The sequence below is a fragment of the Albimonas pacifica genome (assembly GCF_900113695.1).
Lineage (GTDB): Bacteria > Pseudomonadota > Alphaproteobacteria > Rhodobacterales > Rhodobacteraceae > Albimonas > Albimonas pacifica.
Genome location: NZ_FOQH01000001.1, coordinates 42,181 through 65,954, shown reverse-complemented (window position 1 = coordinate 65,954; position 23,774 = coordinate 42,181). Strand labels below are relative to the sequence as shown.

The 23,774-nt window shown below is 71.7% G+C and carries 24 protein-coding genes; 13 read left to right on the top strand and 11 right to left on the bottom strand.

What is annotated here, in order from left to right; genetic code table 11:
* Positions 1 to 163 precede the first annotated feature (163 nt).
* The 3 genes from pncA to BM064_RS00235 all read left to right on the top strand — a co-directional run bounded on the left by pncA (position 164) and on the right by BM064_RS00235 (position 2,623).
* Positions 164 to 772 carry a bifunctional nicotinamidase/pyrazinamidase gene (pncA, locus tag BM064_RS00245; protein WP_092856559.1) on the top strand — a complete coding sequence of 203 codons (609 nt, stop codon included), beginning with the start codon at positions 164 to 166 and terminating at the stop codon, positions 770 to 772.
* Positions 773 to 1,059: 287 nt separating this feature from the next.
* Complete coding sequence (locus tag BM064_RS00240) at positions 1,060 to 2,220, top strand: thiolase domain-containing protein (RefSeq protein WP_092856556.1); 1,161 nt, start codon at positions 1,060 to 1,062, stop codon at positions 2,218 to 2,220.
* A gap of 4 nt (positions 2,221 to 2,224) precedes the next feature.
* Positions 2,225 to 2,623 carry a Zn-ribbon domain-containing OB-fold protein gene (locus tag BM064_RS00235; protein WP_218160904.1) on the top strand — a complete coding sequence of 133 codons (399 nt, stop codon included), beginning with the start codon at positions 2,225 to 2,227 and terminating at the stop codon, positions 2,621 to 2,623.
* 70 nt (positions 2,624 to 2,693) lie between these two features.
* Here the strand turns inward: BM064_RS00235 and BM064_RS00230 are convergent, their stop codons facing one another.
* The 4 genes from BM064_RS00230 to BM064_RS00215 all read right to left on the bottom strand — a co-directional run bounded on the left by BM064_RS00230 (position 2,694) and on the right by BM064_RS00215 (position 7,399).
* The gene (locus BM064_RS00230; protein WP_092856552.1) at positions 2,694 to 3,575 is read right to left on the bottom strand and encodes an alpha/beta fold hydrolase; all 882 of its coding nucleotides are present in this window, start codon (positions 3,573 to 3,575) and stop codon (positions 2,694 to 2,696) included.
* Between the two features lie 91 nt (positions 3,576 to 3,666).
* On the bottom strand, positions 3,667 to 5,226 hold the full coding sequence (locus BM064_RS00225) for an AMP-binding protein (RefSeq protein ID WP_092856549.1): 1,560 nt from the start codon (positions 5,224 to 5,226) through the stop codon (positions 3,667 to 3,669).
* 69 nt (positions 5,227 to 5,295) lie between these two features.
* The gene (locus BM064_RS00220) at positions 5,296 to 6,093 is read right to left on the bottom strand and encodes an enoyl-CoA hydratase/isomerase family protein (protein WP_092856546.1); all 798 of its coding nucleotides are present in this window, start codon (positions 6,091 to 6,093) and stop codon (positions 5,296 to 5,298) included.
* Between the two features lie 217 nt (positions 6,094 to 6,310).
* Positions 6,311 to 7,399, bottom strand: a complete 1,089-nt coding sequence (locus BM064_RS00215) for an SDR family oxidoreductase (RefSeq protein ID WP_092856544.1) — start codon at positions 7,397 to 7,399, stop codon at positions 6,311 to 6,313.
* A 146-nt stretch (positions 7,400 to 7,545) separates the two neighbouring features.
* On the opposite strand from BM064_RS00215, the gene BM064_RS00210 reads away from it, so the two are divergent.
* Genes BM064_RS00210 through BM064_RS00190 form a run of 5 tightly spaced genes read left to right on the top strand, consistent with a single transcriptional unit; the run spans position 7,546 to position 12,005 of the window.
* Positions 7,546 to 8,682 carry an ABC transporter substrate-binding protein gene (locus tag BM064_RS00210; protein WP_218160903.1) on the top strand — a complete coding sequence of 379 codons (1,137 nt, stop codon included), beginning with the start codon at positions 7,546 to 7,548 and terminating at the stop codon, positions 8,680 to 8,682.
* Positions 8,683 to 9,465 (top strand): ABC transporter ATP-binding protein, encoded by a 783-nt coding sequence (locus BM064_RS00205; RefSeq protein WP_092856541.1) that lies wholly within the window; start codon positions 8,683 to 8,685, stop codon positions 9,463 to 9,465.
* On the top strand, positions 9,462 to 10,205 hold the full coding sequence (locus tag BM064_RS00200; RefSeq protein ID WP_092856538.1) for an ABC transporter ATP-binding protein: 744 nt from the start codon (positions 9,462 to 9,464) through the stop codon (positions 10,203 to 10,205). The genes BM064_RS00205 and BM064_RS00200 overlap by 4 nt, the downstream gene beginning before the upstream one ends.
* Positions 10,202 to 11,068 (top strand): branched-chain amino acid ABC transporter permease, encoded by an 867-nt coding sequence (locus BM064_RS00195; protein ID WP_092856535.1) that lies wholly within the window; start codon positions 10,202 to 10,204, stop codon positions 11,066 to 11,068. The genes BM064_RS00200 and BM064_RS00195 overlap by 4 nt, the downstream gene beginning before the upstream one ends.
* A 1-nt stretch (position 11,069) precedes the next feature.
* Positions 11,070 to 12,005, top strand: a complete 936-nt coding sequence (locus BM064_RS00190) for a branched-chain amino acid ABC transporter permease (protein ID WP_092856532.1) — start codon at positions 11,070 to 11,072, stop codon at positions 12,003 to 12,005.
* A gap of 10 nt (positions 12,006 to 12,015) precedes the next feature.
* Here the strand turns inward: BM064_RS00190 and BM064_RS00185 are convergent, their stop codons facing one another.
* From BM064_RS00185 to BM064_RS00160, 6 genes are all read right to left on the bottom strand, one after another.
* The gene (locus tag BM064_RS00185) at positions 12,016 to 12,453 is read right to left on the bottom strand and encodes a type II 3-dehydroquinate dehydratase (protein WP_092856529.1); all 438 of its coding nucleotides are present in this window, start codon (positions 12,451 to 12,453) and stop codon (positions 12,016 to 12,018) included.
* 2 nt (positions 12,454 to 12,455) lie between these two features.
* Positions 12,456 to 13,760, bottom strand: a complete 1,305-nt coding sequence (locus BM064_RS00180) for a TRAP transporter large permease (RefSeq protein WP_092856526.1) — start codon at positions 13,758 to 13,760, stop codon at positions 12,456 to 12,458.
* The gene (locus BM064_RS00175) at positions 13,757 to 14,266 is read right to left on the bottom strand and encodes a TRAP transporter small permease (protein ID WP_092856523.1); all 510 of its coding nucleotides are present in this window, start codon (positions 14,264 to 14,266) and stop codon (positions 13,757 to 13,759) included. Before BM064_RS00175 ends, BM064_RS00180 begins: the two co-directional genes overlap by 4 nt.
* 61 nt (positions 14,267 to 14,327) lie before the next feature.
* A complete protein-coding gene (gene dctP, locus BM064_RS00170; RefSeq protein ID WP_177236095.1) occupies positions 14,328 to 15,311 on the bottom strand; it encodes a TRAP transporter substrate-binding protein DctP in 984 nt (327 codons plus the stop codon).
* Complete coding sequence (locus tag BM064_RS00165; RefSeq protein ID WP_092857609.1) at positions 15,308 to 17,251, bottom strand: bifunctional sugar phosphate isomerase/epimerase/4-hydroxyphenylpyruvate dioxygenase family protein; 1,944 nt, start codon at positions 17,249 to 17,251, stop codon at positions 15,308 to 15,310. Before BM064_RS00165 ends, dctP begins: the two co-directional genes overlap by 4 nt.
* Positions 17,252 to 17,262: 11 nt before the next feature.
* Positions 17,263 to 18,162 carry a shikimate dehydrogenase gene (locus BM064_RS00160; RefSeq protein ID WP_092856517.1) on the bottom strand — a complete coding sequence of 300 codons (900 nt, stop codon included), beginning with the start codon at positions 18,160 to 18,162 and terminating at the stop codon, positions 17,263 to 17,265.
* 162 nt (positions 18,163 to 18,324) lie between these two features.
* Between BM064_RS00160 and BM064_RS00155 the strand changes: the two genes are divergently transcribed.
* Positions 18,325 to 19,014, top strand: coding sequence for a TetR family transcriptional regulator (locus BM064_RS00155; RefSeq protein ID WP_092856514.1), 690 nt, complete (start codon positions 18,325 to 18,327; stop codon positions 19,012 to 19,014).
* A 21-nt stretch (positions 19,015 to 19,035) separates the two neighbouring features.
* Here BM064_RS00155 and BM064_RS00150 read toward each other — a convergent pair whose 3' ends face one another.
* Positions 19,036 to 19,935: an SMP-30/gluconolactonase/LRE family protein gene (locus BM064_RS00150; protein WP_092856511.1), complete on the bottom strand. Its 900-nt coding sequence runs from the start codon at positions 19,933 to 19,935 to the stop codon at positions 19,036 to 19,038.
* A 123-nt stretch (positions 19,936 to 20,058) separates the two neighbouring features.
* On the opposite strand from BM064_RS00150, the gene BM064_RS00145 reads away from it, so the two are divergent.
* The 4 genes from BM064_RS00145 (at position 20,059) to BM064_RS00130 (ending at position 23,662) form a co-directional block, all read left to right on the top strand.
* Positions 20,059 to 21,054 (top strand): C4-dicarboxylate TRAP transporter substrate-binding protein, encoded by a 996-nt coding sequence (locus BM064_RS00145; protein WP_092856508.1) that lies wholly within the window; start codon positions 20,059 to 20,061, stop codon positions 21,052 to 21,054.
* Between the two features lie 72 nt (positions 21,055 to 21,126).
* Positions 21,127 to 21,645, top strand: coding sequence for a TRAP transporter small permease (locus BM064_RS00140; RefSeq protein ID WP_092856505.1), 519 nt, complete (start codon positions 21,127 to 21,129; stop codon positions 21,643 to 21,645).
* Entirely contained in the window at positions 21,645 to 22,925 is a 1,281-nt protein-coding gene (locus BM064_RS00135) for a TRAP transporter large permease (protein ID WP_092856502.1), read from the top strand. The genes BM064_RS00140 and BM064_RS00135 overlap by 1 nt, the downstream gene beginning before the upstream one ends.
* Positions 22,922 to 23,662 carry a GntR family transcriptional regulator gene (locus BM064_RS00130; RefSeq protein WP_218160902.1) on the top strand — a complete coding sequence of 247 codons (741 nt, stop codon included), beginning with the start codon at positions 22,922 to 22,924 and terminating at the stop codon, positions 23,660 to 23,662. The genes BM064_RS00135 and BM064_RS00130 overlap by 4 nt, the downstream gene beginning before the upstream one ends.
* Positions 23,663 to 23,774: the final 112 nt, after the last annotated feature.

The window sequence follows — 23,774 nt, the reverse complement described above, 5'->3', positions numbered from 1 at the left end:
CGCGCCTCCCGCGCGACGCCTGCCGCGCGCCGCGGGCGCGACCGACCCCCAGGCGCTCCGCCCGACGCGGCGCTTCGCCCGGCCCCGGCGCGCCCCCTTGATCGTCCGGCACGATTGCCCGAGGCTCGCCGCCAGCCCGTCCCTTCCCAGCCCGGAGCCCCGGATGACCGCCGACAGCGCCCTGATCGTCATCGACCTGCAGGTCGACTTCTGCCCCGGCGGCCTGCTCGCCGTCGCGGGCGGGGACGAGATCGTCCCCCTCGTCAACGCGCTCCAGGGCGAGCACGCCTCGGTGATCCTGACCCAGGACTGGCACCCGGCCGATCACGCCTCCTTCGCCGCCAACCACCCGGGCGCCGAGCCCTTCTCGCTGACCGAGGCGCCCTACGGCCCCCAGGTCCTGTGGCCCGTCCATTGCGTCCAGGGCACGCCCGGCGCGGCCTTTCACCCGGACCTCGCGACCGACCGCGCGGACCTGGTGATCCGCAAGGGGTTCCGGCCGGCGATCGACAGCTACTCGGCCTTCTTCGAGAACGACCACGAAACCCCCACCGGCCTCGCCGGCTACCTGCGCGAGCGGGGGATCGCCGACCTGACCTTCTGCGGCCTCGCCACTGACTTCTGCGTGCGCTGGTCCGCGGTCGACGCCGCCCGGCTGGGCTTCCGCGCCGCCGTGCGCATGGACGCCTGCCGGGCCATCGACCTCGACGGCTCGCTCGCCCAGGCGATCGAGGAGATGCGCGCCGCCGGCGTGACCCTGATCGAGGGCTGAGGCGGCGCCTCCCGTCCCCTCGCCCATCCCCTCGCCCAGGCCCTCGCCCGCCCCGTCCGCGCGCCCTGCCCGCACCCCGCCTCGTCCAGCCCGACGAGGCCCGACCGCCCCCGAGGCTCCAGAAGAGAGGGCGGAACCGTCGCGGGCGCGCCGAGGCTCTGGCGCTCGGGCGCATTACCGGCGAATATCCGACCGGCCGGCAGGCTTGCCGCGCCGCACCTGCCCCCGCCGCCTCCCCCAGGACGAGGCGATCCGCGGGGACGGGGAAGGACGAACCAGGAGGGAAGATGACCGCACATGACGCGCGCCTTGTGGGCGCCTACGAACTCCCGTACCGGCATGCGCCGGACAAGTCGCTCGCGCAGATGCAGGCCGAGGCCGCGCTGGGCGCGGTGGCGGACGCGGGGCTCTCGCTGAAGGACGTCGACGGCTTCTTCTGCGGCGGCGACACGCCCGGCATGGGGCCGATGAGCCTGATCGAGTATCTCAACATCACGCCGCGCTACGTGGATTCGACCGAGACGGGCGGCAACTCCTACGTCTCCCACGTGGCCCGCGCGGCCCGGGCGATCGACGCGGGGCTCTGCGACGTCGCGCTGATCACGCTGGCGGGCAAGCCGCGGACGCCGGCCAAGGGCTCGCGCCCGATGACGGATTCGAACAAGCCCGACCAGGACTTCGAGCTGACCTACCACCCCACGGTGCCGGCGAACTACGCGCTCGCCGCCCAGCGGCACATGTACGAGTACGGCACGACGTCGGAGCAGCTCGCCTGGATCAAGGTCGCGGCCTCCCATCACGCCCAGCACAACCCCCACGCGCTGCTGAAGGACGTGGTGACGGTCGAGGACGTGGTGAACTCGCCGATGGTCGCCTCGCCCCTGCACCGCTTCGACTGCTGCGTGATCACCGACGGCGGCGGCGCGCTGATCCTGGCGAAATCCGAGATCGCGAAGCGCCTGAACCGGCCCTCGGTCAAGATCCTGGGGACCGGCGAGGCGGTGAAGCATCAGGGCGCGGGCGACATCGACCTGACCTGGACCGCGGGCAAGTGGGCCGCCGAGAAGGCCTGGAAGATGTCGGGCTGCACGCCGGACCAGATCCAGTACGCCTCGATCTACGACAGCTTCACGATCACCGTGCTGCTGGAGATCGAGGATCTCGGCTTCTGCAAGCCCGGCCACGGCGGCGGCTTCGTGGCCGAGGGGAACCTGATCTCGGGCAAGGGCAAGCTTCCGTTCAACACCGACGGCGGGGGCTTGTGCTCCAACCACCCCGGCAACCGCGGCGGCATGACCAAGGTGATCGAGGCGGTCCGCCAGCTGCGCGGCGAGGCGCATCCGGCCGTCCAGGTCCCCGACTGCGCGCTGGCGCTCGCCCACGGCACCGGGGGGAGCCTCGGCACCCGCCACGGCGCCTCGACCCTGATCCTGGCGCGGGAGGACTGATCCGATGGCCGAAGACCACAAGATGACCTACGCCGATCCCTGGATGCTGCCCGAGACCAAGGGCTTCTGGGAGGCGCTGAACGACGGGAAGCTGGTGATCCGCACCTGCAACGACTGCGGGCGCGGCCACCACTTCCCCCGCGCCATGTGCCCGCACTGCTACTCTTCCAACCTCGAGTGGAAGGAGAGCGACGGGACCGGGACGATCTACTCGTTCACCGCCCAGCAGGTGAAGGGCGGGGGCAAGTACGTCTACGCCTATGTCGAGATCGCCGACCGGGTGCGCGCCATCACCAACATCGTCGACTGCGACCCCGACGCGCTGCAGATCGGCCAGAAGGTGAAGGCGGCGTTCCGCCCCTCGGCCTCGGGCCAGAACATCCTGGTGTTCACCCCCGCCTGATCGGGGCGAACGCAAAGACAAGGGCGGCGCCGGGGATCCCGGCGCCGCCCTTTTTCGTCTCCCCCCGGGTTCAGCGCACCCGCTTGCGGTCGAGGAAGTCGAGGATCGCCTCGGCCATCGGCGCGGCCGCCTCGGGGTCGAGGTGGAAGTGGTGGTCGCCGTTCAGCTCGATCCGCTCGTAGTCGGGGATGATCTCCGCGGCCCGCTCGGCGACGCCGCCGTTCTGGGGGCGGTTGCTCAGCGTGCCCTCGGTCGCCCAGATGTTGAGCACCGGGCAGCGGATGGCGCGCAGCACGCTCTCGACCTGCGCTTCGCTGAGCTTCACTGCGGAGGAGGCGAACAGCCGCGCGTCGCCGCGGATGCGGTAGCCCTCGGGCGTCTCGATCAGGGCGCGCTCGGCCAGCGCCTGGCCGGTGCGCTCGGCGTTGCCCTTGTCGCCGCGGCGGCGGATGTATTCCTCCGGGCTCGCGAAGCTGCGCAGGGGGCGGCTGCCGCGGGTCTCGCGGACGAAGGCGCGCAGGGTGGCGGCCACGTCCTCGCCGATCGGCTGGGGGACGAGGGCGTCGAGCGCCACGTAGGCGCGCACCCGCTCCGGCAGCGCCGCGGCCAGCAGCGAGGAGATGTTGGCGCCGCGCGAATGCCCCAGCAGCACGCAGTCCTCCCAGCCGAGCTGGTCGATCAGGTCCGCGAGCTGGGGGAGGTCGTCCCAGATGTTGTAGGTCGCGTGCGCCGCCCGGTGGCCGCTGAGCCCCTGCCCGCTGAGGTCCGGCGCCACCACCCGGCAGCCGGTCAGCCGGGGCGCGAGCTCGGCGAAGCTGCCGCCGTGGTCCATCCAGCCATGCAGCGCCAGCACGGGCGTGCCGCCCCTCGGCCCCCAGGCGAGGCCCGCGAAGCGCAGGCCGTCGATTTCCCAGGCGCAGTCCTCGGGCGCGTCCCGCAATGTCTCGAGCATCGGTGGTCCTTCCATCGGCGTCTTGCCGGATGATGACGCATCGCGGGCGGCGAGGCGACCCGCCGCCCGCGTCGGCGGCCTTGCGGGCCGGTCAGATGGCGCGGTCCAGCGCCTCCCAGTAGGGGGCGCGGATCTTGCGCTTGAAGATCTTGCCGGTGTCCTCGCGCGGCAGGCTCGTCTCGAAGACCACCCGGCGGGGGATCTTGTAGGAGGCGAGGGTCGCCTTCAGCGCGTCCTTCAGCCCGGCCTCGGTCAGGGTCGCGCCGGGGCCGGGCTGGACATGGGCGCAGACCACCTCGCCATAGGTCTCGTCGGGAATGCCGAAGACGGCGCAGTCGGCGACGCCGGGGAGCTTGTGGATCTCGGCCTCGATCTCGGCCGGATAGACGTTGGTGCCGCCGAAGATGATCATGTCCGACGCCCGGCCCGAGAGATACAGGAACCCGTCCTCGTCGAGATGACCCATGTCGCCGGGCGCGAGCAGCCCCCCGGCCCGCCCGGTCGAGCGGCGCTTGGAGTCGTCGCCGTGATAGGTGAAGTCGGGATAGCAGACCCGGCGCGCGACGATCTCCCCGCTCTCGCCCGGGGGCAGCGGGGCGCCGTCAGGGTCGTGGATTTCGATCTCGCAGCCCGGCAGGGCGCGCCCGACCGTGCCGGGATGGGCGAGCCACTCCTGCGCGGTGCAGTAGGTCACGGCGCCGAGCTCGGTGGAGCCGTAGTGCTCGGTGATCACCGGGCCGAACCAGTCGATCATGGCGCGCTTGACGTGGGGCGGACAGGGCGCGCCCACATGGTTGACGCTGACCAGCGAGGAGACGTCGTGCCGGCGCTTCGTCGCCTCGTCCAGCGCCAGCAGGCGCACGAACATGGTGGGGACCATCAGCGCATGGGTGATGCGGCTTTCGGCGATGCGCGCCAGCACCCGCTCGGCCCGGAAGCGGGGCTCGACCACCAGGTTGCCGCCCATGCCGTAGACGCCGAAGAGCCAGCCGTTGGGGGACGAGTGATAGGCCGGCCCCGGGATCAGGAACACGGCGTCGGTCATGCGGTCCTGCCAGCCCTCGAGCCCGCCGACGATGCGCAGCATCTCGCCCGAGGCCTCGGTCTGCTCGGGCGTCGGCGGCAGGCGGCGCACGCCCTTGGGGTTCCCGGTGGTGCCGGAGGTGTAGATCATAGAGCCGGGCGAGACGGCGAAGGGCGGCTGCAGCTCGTCGTGCGCGGCCACGAAATCGGCCCAGACCTCGACGCCCTCGGGGACGGCCGCCTCGGCCTCGCCGACGCTGTAGTCCTCACGGATCAGGGCGGGGGTGGGGGCGGCGATCACCCGCACGCCCGGCGGCATCGCGGCGCGGGCGCGGCGCAGCAGGTCCGCGTGGGCGACCACGGCCCTGGCCCCGCAGTTGTCGAGGACGTAGCGCACCTCCTCGGGGGTGTTGTGCCAGTTCACCGGGACCACGTAGGCGCCGACCAGGCCGGCGGCGAGGGTGGCGGCGATGAACTCGAAGCTGTTGCGCATCAGCACGGCGACCACGTCGCCCTCGCCGACCCCCATGGCCCGGAAGCCGGCGGCGGCGCGGCGCGCCTCGACGTCGATCTGCGCGTGGGAGCGGGTCTCGTCCCCGATCCGGACCCAGGGTTTTGAAACGGTCATGGAGCATCTCCCGCGCCCGGCCTCATCGGAGCGCGCCGCCGGCCGGGCGGGGCGGCGCGCCTGCAGGTCTCAGCGGCCGGTGAACGAGGGCTCGCGCTTCTCGAGGAAACTTCGGACGCCCTCGCGGTGGTCCTCGGTGTCGAAGAGGCGGTAGATCGTGTCGATCGCCCACGAGCCCAGCTCGCGCGGGTCGCCGCAGGCGGAGCGGCGCAGCCCCTCCTTCATGCAGCGCAGGGCCAGCGGCGGGTTGCGCGCGATGCGCGCGGCCAGCGCCTCGGCCTCGGGCATCAGGTCCTCGTGGGGGACGACCCGGGAGACGAGGCGGTAGTCGAGCGCCGTGGCCGCGTCGATCGCGTCGCCGGTGTAGAGCAGCTCCGCCGCCCGCTCGGGCCCCACGATGGCGGGCAGGCGCAGCAGCCCGCCGATGTCGCAGATCAGGCCGCGGCGGATGAAGAGCTCGGCGAAGACCGCCTTCTCGGAGGCGATGCGGATGTCGGCGTAGAGCGCGAGCTCCATCCCCCAGCCCACGGCCGAGCCGTTGACCGCGGCGATCACCGGCACGGGGCAGTCCAGCGCCGCCATCGCGGCCGGCGTCGGCGGGCGCTTGGCGAGGGTGGAGGGGGGCTTCTTCTCGCCCGTCATCATCTCCTTCACGTCCTCGCCCGCGCAGAACGAGGGGTCGGCGCCGGTGACCAGCACGCAGCGGACCTCGTTGTCGGCGGAGGCGCGGCGGAAGGCGGCCTCGAGCTCGTCGTAGGCCTGCCGGTTCAGCGCGTTGCGCCGGTGGGGCCGGTTGAGGGTGATGCGGGCGACGTGGTCGCGGACATCGTAGATCAGGGTGTCGAAACCGGGCGCGGCTCCGTCCATGGCGTCGTCTCCTCCCCGCGGCGCCGTCCGCGGGAGGCGGCGGGCCGTCGTCGGTCTTTCGGGTGGCCTCGCGGAGGGGTCGCGACGACGCCCTCGTCCGTCGCGGGACGAGGGCGTCCGGGTGTCTCCTCCCCCTTCGGGGCGCCGCCGGTCTGCGCCGACGTCCGTTGCGCGAAGATATTAGCTGGTCGCTTAAACAGCAATCCTTCCGTGAGCCTCACGCCCCCGGCGGCGGCAGGATCCGGTCCCCGACCAGGCGGGCGAACCACTCCGCGAACATGTCCTCGGTGTCCTGGCAGGCGTGGAATCCGGCCTGGCGGATCTTGATCGTGGAGACGATCCACGGGTCCCGCGGGCGCTTGCCGCCATGGGCCATCACCCGGTCCGCGTAGTGGTGGGATTCGCCCAGGAAGCGCGACAGCGGCGGCGCGAGCAGGTCGTGGCGGGCGCGGATCCGGTCCCAGGCCTCGGCGCGCTGCGGCAGCCAGGCGGCGAGCTCCAGCGGCTCGGGCTCGGCCGGCTCATGGCCCAGCGCCCGGGCGATCGAGGGCCACAGCCGATGCCAGTCGGCGACGTCGCCGTTGGCCACGTTGAAGATCTCGTTGGCCGCCGTCGGCGCCTCCGCCGCCCACAGCAGGGCCTTGGCGACGAGGCGGGAATCGGCCGCCTCCCACAGGTAGGCCGGGCCGCCGGGGAAGCCGAAGGGGCGGCCTTCCTCGGCGCAGAGGGCGGCGAAGACGCCCAGCACGGGGGCGATGTTCATGGCCGAGCCGACGGCTCCGCCGAACACCACCTGCGGGCGCAGGATGGTCCAGTCGAAGGCGGCGGTCTCGGCCGCGGCGCGCAGGTGATCCTCCTGCAGCCAGTAGAAATTCGGGTGGTCGTCGCGGGGCCAGCGCTCCTTGGCCGGCACCGGCATGGTGCGCTTCACGTGCCCGCCGTAGGCCTTGGTGCCCTGCAGGATCGAGACGTGGCGCAGGCCCGGCGCCGCCTCGACCAGGGGGTCGAGGAAGTTCGCGAACATCGCCCGGTTGGTCTCCATCTGCCCCGGGTCCAGCCAGCCCGCCACCAGGCCCGGCAGTTCGTAGAGGGCGGCGTAGACGGCGTGGGTGACGTCCCCCAGCCCGGCGATCGCGGCGGCGCAGGCCTCGCGGTCCATGAGGTCCAGCGCCAGGTGCTCCACCCCCGGCAGCGCGGGCGGCGGGCGGCGGCAGATGGCGGTCACGCGCCAGCCGGCGGCCGCGAAGGCCTCGACCGCGGCCGAGCCGACCACTCCCGCGCCTCCTGCGACGACGACATGGGTCATGCGGTTCTCCCCTCATGCGGCGCCCGTCCGTGCGGGATCGCCAGCGTTGGACGCGACGGCATACGATTCTCGCCCCGACGTCGACGAGGATGCTAAGGTCCGCACAAGGTCGAATCAATTAAGCGACCAATTAAGGGAGGAACGACATGAAGCGCATGATCGGGACGGGGCTGCTCGTCGCCGCCGCCGCCTTCGCGGCGGGGGCCGCCTGGGCGCAGGACACGGTCAAGGTCGGGGTGATCTTTCCGCTCTCGGGCGGCGCGGGTCCGCAGGGCCAGCACATCGCCGAGTCGCTGGACGCCATGGCGACCATGATCAACGACAAGGGCGGCGTGATGGGCCGCAAGATCGAGCTGCACGTGCGCGACGACGAATCCACCCCCGCGGTGGGCGTCTCCCGCGCCAACGAGCTGATCGGCGAGGGGGTCGAGGTGATCATCGAGGGCTGGAACAGCCCCGTGACGCTGGCCATGCAGCCGGTGATCGCGCGTGCGGGGATCCTCGACATCACCGCGATCTCCAAGGCCGACCCGATCCTGTCGGGCGAGGGCAACCCGCTGGCGATCCGCTTCAACAGCTCCAACGCGCTCGACGGCGCGGTGATCGCCAAATACATCGTCGACCAGGGCGCCACGCGCATCGCCTTCCTCACCGAGAACGACGCCTACGGCAACGGCGCCCAGGCCTCGATCGAGGCGGCGCTGAACGCCTCGGGCCACGCTTACGAGATCGTGGCGGTGGAGAAGTTCCCCTTCGACCAGGCCGATTTCCGCGTGCCGCTGTCGACGGTGAAGGCCGCGGACCCCGAGATCACCATCGCGATCAACGCGAACGAAGGGCTCGGCATGCCCGCCCTGATCCGCCAGGCCTCCCGCTCCCGCCTGCCGGGGACGCTGGTCTCGGCCGTGGGCACGGTGGCGCCGAGCGTGATCGAGGTCGCGGGCGAGGCCGCCAACGGGGTCGTGGGCGCCGACATCTACTTCCCGCAGGTGGAGCCCTTCGCCTCCAACCCCGTGAACCAGGCCTATGTCGCCAAGATGCAGGAAATGCACGACCGCACGCCCGACAAGTTCATGGCGCTGGCGGCCGCGGCCCTGCAGGTTTGGGCGATGGCGGTCGAGGAGGTGCAGTCCTTCGAGAAGGAGGCGGTCGCCAACCGCATCCGCGGCGGCTCCTTCACGGGCACGCTGCTGGGCGACGTGACCTTCCAGCCCAACGGGCAGCTCGACTCGAACCACTACCTGTTCACGGTGGTGGACCAGAAGATGGTGGTCGAGCAGTAAATGGCGTCGACCCGGACCGCGGCCCCGGCGCTGCAGGTCGAGGGGCTGCGGGTCGCCTTCGGGGCGCTCGTGGCTCTCGACGACGTCTCATGGCAGGTGGCGCCCGGGGAAATCCTGGGCATCATCGGCCCCAACGGCGCGGGCAAGAGCACCTGCTACAACGCCGCCACCCACCTGGTGCGGCGCGAGGGCCGCGTGACCCTGCTGGGCGAGGACGTCACCGACGTCCCCGCCCATCGCCTCGCCGCCCGCGGCCTGCGCCGCGCCTTCCAGCAGAACGCCTTCTTCGGCGACCTGACGGTGCTGGAGAACATGGCCGCCGTCCTGCAGGACGAGCGCGGGGCGAGCCTCGGCCGCGCGGTCTTCCGCCCCTTCGCCACGCGGCGGGACGCCGCCGAGACGCGGCGCGCCGCCGCGAAGGCGCTGGAGCGGATGGGCGTGCCCGCCCGCTATCACCACGCCTACCCGGGCGAGACGCCCTACGGCGTGCAGCGGATGCTGTCGATCGCGCTCGCCAACGGCTCGGGCGCGAAGATCCTGATGCTGGACGAGCCCGCCGCCGGCCTCGGCGGCGCCGACATGGCGGAGCTGGTGACGCTCCTCCAGTCCCTGCGCGCCGAGGGCATGGCCCTCGTCGTCATCGAACATCACATGGACCTGATCATGAGCGTCACCGACCGGATCGTTGTGCTCGACCAGGGGCGGATGATCGCCAGCGGCCCGCCCGAGGAGGTCCGCCGCGACCCCGCCGTGCTGGAAGCCTACCTGGGGCGCAGCGCATGAGCGCGCCCGAAACCAGGCCGGTGCTGGAGGCCGAGGGGCTGGAGGTGCGCTACGGCGGCAACCTGGCGCTTTCGGTGGATCGTCTGGCCATCGCCCAGGGCGAGCTGGTGGGCGTCGTCGGCGCCAACGGGGCGGGCAAGTCGACGCTGGTCAACGCGCTCGCCGGCTGGTCGCGGGGCGAGCCGAAGGCCACGGGGACCGTGCGGCTGGACGGCCGCGACATCTCCGGCCTGCGCACGCCCGAGCGGGTGAAGGCCGGCCTGCTGCTGATCCCCGAATCCCGGCTGGTCTTCGCGACGCTCAGCGTGGACGAGAACCTCGCCCACGCCGCCCACCCCCGTCATGCGCAGGGGCGGCGGGCCTATTCGACGGACGAGATCTTCGACCTGTTCCCGAACCTCGCCTCGCGGCGGGGGCACCTGGGCGGGCAGCTCTCGGGCGGGGAGCGGCAGATGCTGGGGATCGCCCGCGCCCTGCGGCTGGCGCCGCGGGCGCTGATGCTGGACGAGCCCTCGATCGGGCTGGCCCCGCGGCTGGTCTCCACGGTGCTCGAGACGATCCGGGCGCTGGTCGACGACGGGCTGACGGTGCTGCTGGTCGAGCAGAACGTGAAGGCGACCATTCCGGTGGTCGACCGCCTGGTGCTCCTGGAGCGGGGCCGGATCCTGGCCCAGGGCCCCACCGCAGAGATGCAGGACGACCCCCGCATCGCCGAGGCCTATCTGGGAGGCGCCGCATGAACTTCGCGCAACAGGCGCTGAACGGGCTGATCCTTGGCCACGCGTTCGCGCTGATCGCCATCGGCTGGACGGTGCTGCTGGGCACCGCGCGGCTGGTGAACTTCGCCCATGGGCAGATGTACATGATCGGCGCCTTCGTCGCCTGGTTCGTGATGTCCTCTTGGGGCCTGCCCTACCTGCTGGCGGTCCCCGCCGCGATGCTGGCCGGCGTGATCATCGGCTGGATCATGCAGGCCACCCTGCTGCGGCTGACGATCAAGCAGGACCTCGTCTCGATCATGATCGTGACGCTCGGCTTCGGGCACATGCTGGAGGGGGCGGCGGGCCTCTCCTTCGGCTCCACCGGGCAGATCCTGGATACGCCGCTGTCGCTGAAGGACATCTACATCGGCGACTTGTGGATCACCTGGCAGGACGTGGCCATCGTGATCGTCACCATCGCGGTCTTCATCGCCCTGAAGCTGGTGCTGGAGAAATCCCGCCTCGGCCGGCTGGTGCGCATGGTGGCCGAGGACCCGAAGCTCGCACTGCTGGCCGGCGTCGACGTGCGCCGCGTCTACCTCGGCGTCTTCGCCTTCGAGGGGGCGGCGGTGGCGCTGGCCGCGGCGGTGGTTGCGCCGCGGACGCCGATCCTGACCTCGATGGGCTTCCAGGAGGTGATCATCACCTTCGTCGTCGTGGTGCTGGGCGGCATCGGCAGCGTCACGGGCAGCTACCTCGCGGGGCTGGGCCTGGGCTTCTTCACCGCCTTCTTCGGCGCCTACGTCAGCCAGGCCTACGCCACGGCGGCCATGTTCGGCGTGCTGATCGTGGTGCTGGCCCTGCGGCCCGGCGGCCTCGCGGCCCGTGCGGGAGGGCGCTGAGATGCGGATCGTGCTCTGGCCCGCCGTCGCGCTCGCGATCCTCGCCGGCCCCTGGCTGCTGGGGGGCGGAGGGGCGGTGTTCTCCGCCTTCGTGCTGATCGCGATCTTCGCGACCATGGCCTACGGGCTGGACGTGATCGTCTCGGATCTCGGCGAGGTCAGCCTCGCCCATCCGGTGTTCTTCGCCTGCGGGGCCTACGCGACCGCGATCTCCACCACCCGGCTCGGCTTCGGGCCGGTGGAGAGTTTTCTGCTGACCGTCCTGACCGCGCTGGCGGTGGCCGCCGTGATCGGGCTGGTGACGCTGCGCCTGCGGGAGTTCGTGTTCTCCCTCGTCACCTATGCGGTGACGGTGGTGGCGATGACGGTGGCGGCGAACTGGGCCTTCCTGGGCGGGTCGGACGGGATCAGCGGCATCCCGCTGTTCTCGCTCGCCGGCTGGCAGGCGCGCACGGACCGGGAGCTGTGGCCGGTGGCCTGGGCGCTGCTGATGGGCGCGATCTACCTCGTCGACGCCTTCCGCCGCTCGGGCCTCGGCCAGCGGGCGATGACGGTGCATCTGAACCCCGAGCTCGCCACCATGTCGGGCATCGACCCGCTGCGCACGCGGCTGCAGGTGTTCCTGGTCTCGGCCCCGATCACGGCGGCGGCGGGATGGCTCTACGCCTACCAGCGGGCCTACATCTCGGCCGACGTGCTGGAGACGTATTTCCTGATCCTGATGCTGACCGCGGTGGTGCTGGTGGGGCGGCGGATGCTGCTCGCCCCGCTGATCGGCACTGCGCTGATCCTGATGCAGGAGAAGTTCCTGTCCTTCGGGGGCTACGTCGACTCGATCGTGCTGGGCGGCGTGCTGATCCTGGTGCTGTCGTTCCTGCCCGGCGGCCTCGCCGGGCTGGCGCGCAGCGGGCTGAAGATGGCGAGGCGAGGGGGCTGAGCCCCCCGCCTCAGTCCCCCGCCATCTCGATCAGCGCCCGCACCGCGAGCCTGTAGCCCCGGGCGCCGAGCCCGGCCATCACCGCCGTCGCCACCGGCGAGACCAGCGAGTGGTGGTAGATCTCCTCGCGCTTGTGGACGTTGGAGATGTGCAGCTCGATCAGCGGGCACGGGACCATCTTCAGCGCGTCCATCACGGCCATCGAGTAGAAGGTGAAGGCGGCGGGGTTGATCACCACGCCGGCCGCGCCTTCGTCGATGGCCTCGTGGATCCAGCCGATCAGCTCGGATTCCGAGTTGGTCTGGCGGAACACCAGCGGGAAATCCCCGGCCTCGGCCCGGCACATGGCCTCGACCTCGGCCAGCGTGGTGCGGCCGTAGATCTCGGGCTCGCGCTTCCCCAGCCGGTTCAGGTTCGGTCCGTTCAGGACCCAGATCGCGCCGCTCATGCTCACCCCTGGTAGCCGAAGAGACGGGGCAGCCACAGCGACAGCCCCGGGAAGAAGGTTATCAGGGCCAGCGCCAGCAGCATCGCGACAAGAAACGGCAGCACCTCGCGCACGATGGCGTTGAGCTTCTGGCCGGAGATCGAGGCCATGACGAACAGCAAGAGCCCGTAGGGCGGCGTGATCAGCCCCAGCATGATGTTCACGACGCAGACGATGCCGAAATGCACGAGGTCGATGCCCAGCGCGTTGGCGGTGGGGATGAACACCGGGACCACCACCAGCAGGATCGTGGTCCCCTCCAGCAGGCAGCCCAGCACCAGCAGGATCAGGTTGACCATCAGCAGGAACGCCAGCGGCGACAGGTCGAACCCCGCCAGCCACCCCGAAAGGGCGGAGGGGATGTTCTCCAGCGTCACCACGTAGTTGTAGACGATGGCCCCCGCGATCAGCATCCCGATGGAGATCGTGGTCCGCGCCGCCCCCGAGAGCGAGGCGTAGAACGACGCCGGCGTGATCGACCGATAGAGGAAGGCCGAGACCAGCAGGGCGTAGAGCGCGGCGACCGCCGCCGCCTCGGTCGGGGTCGTGGCGCCGCCGTAGATGCCGCCCAGCAGCACCGCGGGCATCAGCAGGGCCGGGAGGGCGGTGAAGGTGATCCTGGGCAGGTCCCGGGCGGGCACGGGGGCCTCGACCGGGAAGGCGCGGCGGCGGGAGACGCCGACGATCAGGCCCGCCTGCATCAGGCCCATCAGGAGGCCGGGGACCACGCCCGCCAGGAACAGGAAGCCGATGGAGGCGTCGGAGACCAGCGCGTAGATCACCACCGGGATCGAGGGCGGGATGATCGGACCGATCACCGCCGACGACGCGGTCAGCGCCGCGGCGAAGGCGGGCGGATACTTGCCCCCCTCGGTCATCATCTTCTGCATCAGCTTGCCGGTGCCCGCCGCATCCGCGATGGCCGAGCCCGACATGCCCGCGAAGATCACCGACTGCACCACGTTCACCAGCGCCAGCCCGCCCCGGAACCGCCCCACGAAGGCGTTGCAGAAGGCCAGCAGGCGGGAGGTCATGGCCCCGGCGTTCATCAGCTCGGCCGCCAGGATGAAGAGCGGCACCGCCAGCAGGATCCAGCTGGAGAACAGGCCGTTCAGCATCTGCTCGGCCGCGGTCCCGAGGTCCATCCCCCGCATCATCAGGTAGAGGATCGAGGAGGCGATCATCGCATGCCCGATCGGCAGCCCCAGCAGGGCCAGCGCCACGATCGAGATCACCGAGGCCGCGAACGGGTCGATCGGCAGGCTCACGGCAGGTCCTCGACGTTATGGCCGCCCGGCTCGGGCCGCCCGCGCAGGGCCTGCACGAACAGCCAGGCGTAGCGGAACAGCACCGCCACGAGGAAGATCATGAAGACCATGAACAGGTGGTCGTAGCGGATCCGGAGATAGGAGGTCTTCTGGATCGACATGAAGCTCACGAAGTCCCAGGCCGCCGGCAGCGAGGCGCCGTAGAGGAACAGCAGCGCCCCCGCCGCGACGACCTGCATCCAGCGCCGGGCCTTCCGGCCGGCGGCGCCCCAGATCACGTCGAAGCGGATCTCCTCCCGCTCGGGCAGCACCAGGCCGGCGCCCCAGAGCACCAGCCACAGCCACATCACCAGCGTCAGCTCGGACGCCCAGCCCACCGGCAGGTTCAGCAGGTAGCGGAAGGCCACCTGCACGATGAAGGCCGCGAACATCGTCGCCAGCATCCCGACGGCGACGTTCTCGGCCCGGCGATGCAGCCAGCCGCCCAGCGAGGTCAGGCGTTCCATGGTCCCGGGTCCCTCCTGCTCCGCGCCCGGGAGAGGTCCCGGGCGCGGCGCGACGCGGCGCTCAGAGCGCGTTGATCTTCTCGAGCATCCCCTCGGGCCAGGAGGCCGAGAGCTCCGAGTCGAGATACATCTTCTGCGCATGGGCGCGGAAGGCGTCGACGTCGGGGGTGTAGACCTCGAGCCCGCGCTCCTTGAAGCTCTCGGCCAGCGCTTCCTCGCGGGCCAGATGCTGTTCCGTCGACCAGGCGATGGCCTCGTCGGCGGCGGCGTCGAACTCGGCGCGGGCCTCGTCGGACATGCCCTCATAGGCGTCCCTGGAGATCACCAGCAGGTCGTAGCCGACCAGGTGCGAGGTCAGGACGATCTGCTTGGTGACCTCGTAGAACTTCATGTTCTCGACGTTGGGCAGCGGGTTGTCCTGGCCGTCGATGGCGCCGGTCTGCAGGCCGGTGTAGACCTCGGCATAGGCCATCGGCGTGGGGTTGGCGCCCAGCGCCTCGCCCAGGAACTGCCAGGCCTCGCCGCCGGGCATCCGCAGCTTCACGCCGGCCATGTCGGCGGGGGTCATCACCTTCTGGTCGGTGCGCAGGTTGACCTGCCGCGTGCCGAAATAGGTCGGCCCCAGGATGTGGATGCCGAGCTGGTCCTCGGCCATCTTCTTCATCTCGGCGCCCGCCTCGCTGTCGAAGAACGCCTTCAGGTGGGCCGCGTCGCGGAACAGGTAGGCCGAGGTCAGGATCGAGAAGGCAGGGATCTGGTTGGCGATGTCCTGGGGGGCGATGTTGCCCATCTCCAGGTTGCCGCGCTGGATGGCGATGATCTCGGCGCCCTGCTTGAACAGGGTCCCGCCGTAGTAGGGCTCGATGGTCGCGATGTCGGAGACGTCGGCCACGAGCTTCTTCATCATCTCGGCGCGGATGTCCTGCTCGGAGAACACGGCCGAGAATTTCAGCGTCGGCTTGTCCTGCGCGAAGGCCGGTCCGGCGGCGAGCAGCGTGGCCCCCGCCAGCAGGCCCAGCGCGGTTCTGCGTGCAATCTTCATCATGGTCTTCCTCCCTTTCTCGTTCCCGTCTGGTCGTCCATTGGGGACCGCGCGTCCCGGGGCAGGCCCGGGGGTCCCATCAGGCGGGCCTGCGCCGCCACCCGGAAGGGGGCGTTGGGTCCGCCGTATCCGGCATAGGCGCCCTGCCGCTCCACGATCTCGAAGAAGATCCCGTCCCCGAAGGGCCGCGAGTAGAGCTGCAGGAACCGCCCGCCGGCGTCCTGGTCGTAGAGGATGTTCGCGGCCCGCAGCCGGGCGACATAGGCGTCGTCCAGCGCGAAGCGGGCGGCGAGGTCCTCGTAATAGTTGTCGGGCATCGGCAGGGGCGCGAAGCCGTTCTGCGCAAGCGCCTCCGCCGTCGCCAGCAGGTCCGTGGACGCGAAGGCCACGTGCTGGACCGAACTGCCGAAGCTGTCGGCGATGAAGCGGCCGGCGAAGGTGCGATGCGTCTCGGCGCCGTTGAGGGTCAGGCGCAGGGCGCCGTCCTCGGCCTCGATGGCCTGGCTGCGCACCAACCCGCCGGGGTCCACGACGTCGACCATGGGCTGCTTCTCGACCTCGAACAGCGAGAGGTAGAACAGCGACCAGGTCAGCATCTCCTCGTAATTCATGGTCTGGGCGACGTGATCGACGCCGGTGAGGCCCGCAGGCGTGGCGGGGGCGTCGTCCTCGACGGGCCGGAACTCCGTCTCCCAGACTTTCGCGAGGCCGCTGGAGCGGTCGATGAAGTGCAGCACCCCGCCGCCGACGCCGCGGATGGCGGGGATGTCGAGCTCGCCCGGCCCCACGGCCTGGGCGAAGGTGGCCGCGCCCAGCGCGCGGGCACGCTCCACGGTCGCCTGGGCGTCGTCCACCGCCAGCCCGAGGTCGCAGACGTTCAGCCCATGCGCGATGTGGGAGGCCCCGGCGAACCCGTCGCGGTCGGTGTTCACCACCACCCGCGCCTCGCCCTGCCGCCACAGGTCCACGGCCTTGGAGACGTGGCGCCCCTCCCTCCGGAATCCCATGGCGCGCAGGAGGGCGCCGAGGCTCTCGGCCTCGCGCTCGTCGGCGGCGAATTCGACGAAGCCGACGCCGCGGGCGTGGATGCGCGGCGGCATCGGGGGCGGGGCGATGGCGATCTCCGGCTCCAGCCGCGCCACCTGGTCCATCAGGTGCAGGAGCGAGCGGCGGCCGTCCACCGCGATGGTGCGCGGGCTGCCGCCCCGGAACTGGTCGTTGAACACCTCGAGGCTCAGCGGGCCCTTGTAGCCCGTGGCGGCGACGGCCCGCATGAAGCCCGTCACGTCCAGGTCGCCCTCGCCCGGCATGCAGCGGAAGTGGCGGGACCAGTAGAGAAGATCCATGTCGATCTTCGGCGCGTCCGCCAGCTGCACGAAGAAGATCCTGTCGCCCGGGATCCGCCGGATCGTGTCGGGATCGATGCCGCGGCCGAGCGTGTGGAAGCTGTCCACGATGAGGCCCACGGCGGGGTGGTCGGCGCGGCGCACCACCTCCCACGCGTCGCGGTGGTCGTTGACGTGGCGGCCCCAGGCCAGCGCCTCGAAGCCCACGCGCAGGCCGCGGGCGGCGGCGCGCTCGCCCAGCTCGGCGAAATCGTCGGCCATGCGGTCGATGCCGCCCAGGCTCTCGGGGTGCACCGAGGAGCAGATCAGCACCAGGTCGCAGCCCATCCGCTCCATCAGGTCGAACTTGCGCTCGGCCCGGTCGAAGGCGCGGGCGCGCAGGGGCTCCGGCAGGCCCTCGAAGTCGCGGAAGGGCTGGAAGAGGGTGATCTCGAGGCCCTGGTCCGCGGCCATGCGCGCGACCTCGCGGGCGCCATGCTCGAAGGCGATGAAGTCCTGCTCGAAGATCTCGATGCCGTCGAAGCCGGCGGCCGAGATCGCGGCCAGCTTCTCGCGCAGGTCGCCGGCGAGGCAGACGGTGGCGATCGAGGTCTTCAGGGGCGTGCGGCTCATGCCGGGGCCTCCGGGACGGCGTCGAAGCTCTCGAAGGCGGCGCGCATCCGCGCGGGGTCGGCGGTCAGGCCGGTGAACAGGCCGAAGGCCCGCACCGCCTGGTGGATCGCCATGCCGGACCCCGGCAACACCCGGCAGCCGCGGGCGCGGGCGACGCGCAGAAGCTCGGTCTCCAGCGGGAAATAGACCACGTCGGCGACCCAGTGGCGGGGCTCGATGGCGGCCTGGGGGATCGGCAGGCCGGGCAGCTTCGCCATGCCGACCGGAGTGGCGTTGACGATGCCGTCCGCGAGCGCGGCGCAGGCCGGGTCGGTCGCGGCCTCGGCCCGGCCTGCGCCATGGCGGGCGACGACGGCGGCGGCGAGATCCCGCGCCAGCCCCGCGTCCACGTCGAGGATCAGCAGCCGCCCCACGCCCGCATCCGCCAGCGCATGCGCCACCGCGCCGCCGGCGCCGCCGGCCCCCAGCAGCAGCGCCGTCTCGCGCGGGACGTCGGGAAGACCGGTCCGGAAACTTTCCGCGAAGCCGAAGTGGTCGGTGTTGTGCCCGTGGCGGCGGCCGTCGCGGAACACCACCGTGTTCACCGCGCCCACCGCCGCGGCGTTGTCGGACAGGGCCTGCAGGTGGGCCATCACCGCGCGCTTGTAGGGATAGGTGACGTTGATCCCGTCGTAGCCCTCATGCTCGAGCCGCGGCAGAAGCTCGGCCAGCGGCTCCTCGCGCCCCGCCATGTCGATCAGGCGGTAGTCGAGCGCGATGCCCTGGGCGCGCCCTTCCTCGACATGCATCCGCGGCGTGCGGGACGGGCCGATGCCCTGGCCGACGAGGCCGACGCGAACCCGCCGCCCCGCGCCCGTCGCGCGCGCCTCCCCGCCCGGAGCCCTGTGATCCGCCAAGCCGATCTCCTCCCGTCGCCGATCTCTCCCTTCGGCTTGGCCAGAAAATGTCCGCTGCGGTTAAATATGTCAACAATGTTCGTATCGGTTAAATAGGCGCGACGACGAGGGGGCTGGCGCCGCGGGTCGGAGGGCGCTGGACTGGCCGGCGGAGGAGACGGCATGGACGAGGCGGACGAGGACATCGCGGCCGACGGCGCGCGGCGGCGCTGGAAGCAGGACCCGGAGGCGGTGCGCGCGGACATCCTGGGCGCCGCCCGGAAGCTGTTCGCGCAGAAGGGCTATTCCGGCGCGCGGATCGAGGAGATCGCGGCGCTGACCGCCTGCTCGAAGCGGATGATCTACTACTATTTCGGCGACAAGGAGGGGCTGTGGCGCGCCGTGCTGGCCGAGGCCTACCGGCGCACCCGCGAAGCGGAGGAGGCGCTGGACCTCCACGGCCTGCCCCCGGCCGAGGCGCTGCGCCGGCTGGCGGATTTCACCTTCGAGAATCACGCCGCCCGGCGCGACTTCATCCGCCTGGTGATGATCGAGAACGTGCACGAAGGCGCCCACATGCCCCAGGCCGACGAGATGTCGGGGCCCAACCTCTCGGTGATTCGGCTGCTGGAGGACATCTACCGCAGGGGCCTCGCGGCGGGGATCTTCCGCCCCGGGCTGACGCCTCTGGAGCTGCACTGGCAGATCTCGGCGCTGTCGTATTTCAACGTCGCCAACCAGGCGACCTTCTCGCGGATCTTCGGCGACGCGCTGTTCACGCCCGAGGGCCAGGCCCGCCTGAAGCGCCAGGTCGGCGAAAGCCTGCTGCGCTTCGTGCTGACGCCCGAGGCCGCGGCGCGCGAGCTGCCCTGAGGCCCCCTCAGTCCGGGCCCCTCAGCCCGCCGCGCCCCGCCAGCGCGGGACCGGCGCGCCCAGCAGGCCGGGCGCGGGGGCGCGCAGCGCGAGCCGCCCTCCGCCCCCCGGCCCGCGGCGCGAGGTCAGCGCCATGCGGTCGAGGCGCGGGCCGACGAAGGCGGGCTTGGTGGGATGGGTCATCGGCGTCGGCAGGCGCCCCACGAGCCGCCCGTCGGGGGCGAAGCGGCACAGCTCCGAGCCGCCGACGCCCGCGATCCACAGGTGGCCCTCGGCGTCCATCGCCGCGCCGTCCGGGCGCCCCGGCAGGGCGTCGAACCGCGCGAAGACCGACCGCTCGCGGACCTCGCCGCCCTCGAAGCGCAGGGTCCACAGGGTCTGCACCGTGGGGTGGGAGTCGGAGACGAACAGCCGCTCGCGCGCCGCGTCCCAGGCCAGGCCGTTGATCGTGCGGAAACCCTCGGCGACCCGGCGCGGGGCCGCGTCGGGACCCATCACGTAGAGCGCGCCGTCGGGGCGCAGGTTCTCGAGGTCCATGGTCCCGAACCACAGCCGCCCGGCCGCGTCCACGCAGGCGTCGTTGCAGCGCCGCCCGGGGGCCTCGACGCCCGCCAGCCGGTCGAACCGGCCCGCGGCCTCGTCGAAGAGGAACAGCCCCGTCCCCATCCCCACCAGCGGCCGGCCGGAGGCGTGGAGCTGCACGAAGCCCGCCATCTCCGGCGTCGCCCAGGCGCGGGTGCGGCCCTGCCCCGGGCCTGCGGATTCGCTGCGCAGGAGCTGGCGCCCCTCCACGTCGACCCACCAGATCGCGCCGTCCTCCTCCCGCCAGACCGGGCTCTCGCCGAGCTCGGCCTCGCGGTCGGAGACGGGGGAAAACGCAGGCGCGTCAGCGGCCTGGGCCTGTGCGGTCGGCTCGTTCATCTCCCCCTCCCCGCCCGGTCCCGGCGGCGCGTCAGAATCTCGTTGACGCCGATCTATGCCGTTTCTAGTGTTTCACCACAACTGATATATTAGTTGGCCGGCAGGGCCGACAGGGAGGATGTGATGACTGGATCGCTCGCCGGACTGCGCCGCGCCGCGGCCGCGGCTTCGCTCGCCGCGCTGGCTGGCCTCGCCCTCGCCGCGCCCGCGGGGGCCGAGACCGTGCTGCGCCTGGGCACGGTGCTGTCGCCCAACGACCCGATGGGCCAGGGGCTGGAGCAGTTCGCCAGGGAGGTCGAGGCGGCCACCGGCGGCGAGGTGGTGGTGGAGGTGTTCCACAACTCCCAGCTCGGCGACACGACCGAGATGCTCGACCAGGCCCGCGCCGGCGCCAACGTCGGCACGGTGACCGACGTCGCCCGCCTGTCGGCCTTCGTGCCGTCGCTGGCGATCATGTCGGCGCCGTTCCTGTTCGACACCTACGAGGACGCCGACAAGTTCGCCCTCTCCCCCGAATACCTCGGCTGGGGCGAGGAGCTGGCGGAGACCGCCGGCCTCGTGATGCTCGCCTCCAACTGGTACCAGGGGCCGCGCCATGCGCTGACCCAGGGGCCGGTGACCGGGCCCGCGGACCTCAAGGGCCTGCGGATGCGCACCATCGGCGCGCCGATCTGGATCGAGACGATCCGGGCGATGGGCGCCGAGCCCACCCCGATGGCCTGGGGCGAGGTCTACTCGGCCCTGCAGCTCGGCGCGCTCGACGCGGCCGAGGCGCAGCCCACCGCGATCTGGGGCGCCAAGCTCTACGAGGTGGTCAAGACCGTCACCAAGACCGGGCACATCCAGCTCGTAACCGCGCTGGTGATCGGGGCGGAGACCTGGGACGAGATCTCGCCCGAGAACCAGGCCATCGTGCGCGACCTCGCGGTGCAGGGCGGGCGCTACGCCTCCGGCCTGACCATCGAGCTGGGCGAGAAGGCGCTGGCCGACGTGGCGGCGACGGGGGTGACCGTCGCCGAGGTCGACCTCGCGCCGTTCAAGGAGGCGGTCTCGGGCGTCTACGCGACGCTCGACCTCGAAGAGGAAGCCGCCATCGTCAAGCGCGTGCTGGGCGAGTGAGCCGATGCGCCTGATCACCGGCGTCGCCGCGGCGGGGACCCTGCGCCCCGCCGCCGTCGCGGGCGGCGCGCGATGAGCGCGCTCGCCCGCCTCGACCGGGCGCTGCGCAGGGCCGAGGGCTGGGGCGCGCTGGCGCTGCTGGCCGCCATCGTGGCGCTGGTGGCCGCGGCCTCGGTGGCCCGGGCGCTCGGCGCGCCGATCATCTGGTCGGTGGAGGTGGCCCAGCTTCTCTTCGTGTGGCTGTGCATCCTCGCCGCCGATCTCGCCATGCAGCGCGACCGGCACTTCGGCCTCAGCTTCCTGGTCGACGCGCTCAGCCCCCGGGCGGCGCGGCGGCTCGCGATCCTCAACCACGCGGTGCTGGCGATCCTGCTGGCCTTCCTCCTGGTCCATGCCTGGCGCAACACGATCCTGATGCACCCCCGCCTGATCGGGGCGACGCAGATGCACGGCTCCTGGCTGCACGGCTCGATGGTGGCGGGCTTCGCGCTGATGCTGCGCACGATGCTGACCAACCTCTGGCGCCTGGCGGCCGCGCCGGCCGAGGCGCCCGCCCCCTCCTCCGCCCTTCCTGCACGGGACGCCTCGTGATGCTGCTGCTGATCGCGGGGCTGTTCGCCCTGTTCCTGTTCCTCGGCCAGCCGGTCGCCTTCGCGCTCGGCCTCGCCGCGATCCCGGTGTTCATCTTCACCGGGACCATGCCGCCGGCCGTCGCCATCCAGAAGATGGTGGCCACGACGCAGAGCTTCCCGCTCCTCGCCGTGCCCTTCTTCATCCTCGCCGGCAACCTGATGAACGTCACCGGCATCACCGAGCGGCTGATCGGCTTCTCGCGCCTGCTGACGGGGTGGCTGGCCGGCGGGCTGGCGCAGGTCTCGATCGTGCTCAGCTTCATGATGGGCGGCATCTCGGGCTCCGCGGTGGCGGACGCGGCGATGGAGAGCCGGCTGCTCGGCCCCGCCATGGCGCGCCAGGGCTATGCGCCGGCGACGACGGCGGCGATCCTGGCCTTCGGCTCGATCATCACCGCGACGATCCCCCCCTCGATCGGGCTGATCCTGTTCGGCTTCATCAACGAGGTCTCGATCGGCCGCCTGTTCCTGGCCGGCATCGTGCCGGGCGCGCTGCTGACGCTGACCCTGATGCTGGCGGCCTGGCTGGTCGCCAAGCGCCGCGGCTACGTCCCCGACCTCGCCGAGCCGCCCCGCGCGCGGGAGCTGTGGGCGAGCTTCCTCGACAGCGTCTGGGCGCTGATGTTCCCGGTGATCCTGATCGTGGGCTTCCGCTTCGGCATCTTCACCGCCACCGAGGCCGGCGCCTTCCTGGTGGTCTACGCGCTGCTGGTGGGCCTCTTCGTCTATCGCGAGCTGACCCTCGCGCGGATGCGCGAGGCGCTGGAGGCGACGGTCCACGATCTCGGCATGATCATGCTGCTGATCATGATGGCGGGCGTGCTGGGCTATGCGATCACGCTCGAGCGCGCGCCCCAGCAGGTGGCCGAGGCGGTGGCGGCGCTGACCTCCAGCCCCGTGGGCGTGCTGGCGCTGGTCACGGCGCTGCTGGTGATCTCGGGCATGTTCCTCGAAGGCGCGGCCAACATCCTGCTGGTCACGCCCATCGTGATGCCGGTGCTGGTGGAGGCGGGGTGGGACCCGATCCACATGGGCATCCTGCTGGTGCTGCTGATCAACCTGGGCGGGCTGACGCCGCCGGTCGGCGTCATCATGTTCACCGTCTGCGGGATCCTCGACGTGAAGAGCGGGGCCTACGTGCGCGCATCGGCCCCCTTCTTCCTGGCGCTGGCGATCTTCTTCATCCTGCTGGCGGCGGTTCCGGCGCTGTCCACCGCCCTGCCCAGGATGTTGATGTGAGACGGGAGACCCAGGCCACGATGAGCCCGCGCGCCGCCGCCGAGACCCCGGCCGACCCCCCGATGCCCAGCGCCCACGTGCCGGCCTCGGCGCTGGTCTACGAGACGCTGCGCGCGCGCATCGTCTCGTTGCAGCTCCCCCCCGGCGCGCGGCTCTCGCGCCCCGAGCTGGCGGCAGCCTTCGGCGTCAGCCAGTCGCCGGTGCGCGAGGCGCTGCTGCAGCTCGAGGCGGTGGGCCTGGTCGCCACCTTCCGCCAGTCGCGCACCGAGGTGACGCTGATCGACCCCGCCAAGCTGCGCCAGGAGCATTTCCTGCGCGCGGGCATCGAGTGCGAGGTCGCCAACGCGCTGGCCGCCGCGCCCGACAAGTCGGTGCTGCTCAAGGCCCGCGGCATCCTCAAGATGCAGGAGGCGCTCTCCGACGACCTCCACCAGATCGAGCTGTTCCGCGAGCTCGACGCCGACTTCCACCGCGAGCTCTTCGCCGCCGCGGGGCAGGAAGCGCTGCACGGGCTCGTCGCCGACCGCTCCAGTCAGATGGCGCGGGTGCGGGCGCTGGACCTGCCGCGGACCAGCAAGATGCGCTCGGTGATCGAGGGGCACGCGGCGGTGCTGGCGGCGATCGACGCGGGCGACCGGCACGGCGCCTCCGACGCCATGCGCCGCCACCTCTCCGGCTCGATCGAGCGCCTGCCCGAGATCGTCGCCCAGCGGCCGGACTACTTCGCGGCCCGCTGAGCGCCGGGACGGCGGGCCCGTCCGCGGGATGGTTGCCGAGTGTAACCGTCGCCCCACGCAGCCCGTGAAGATTGAGCGACGCTCGCCGAAGGCGATTGCAGAATCAGTCTTG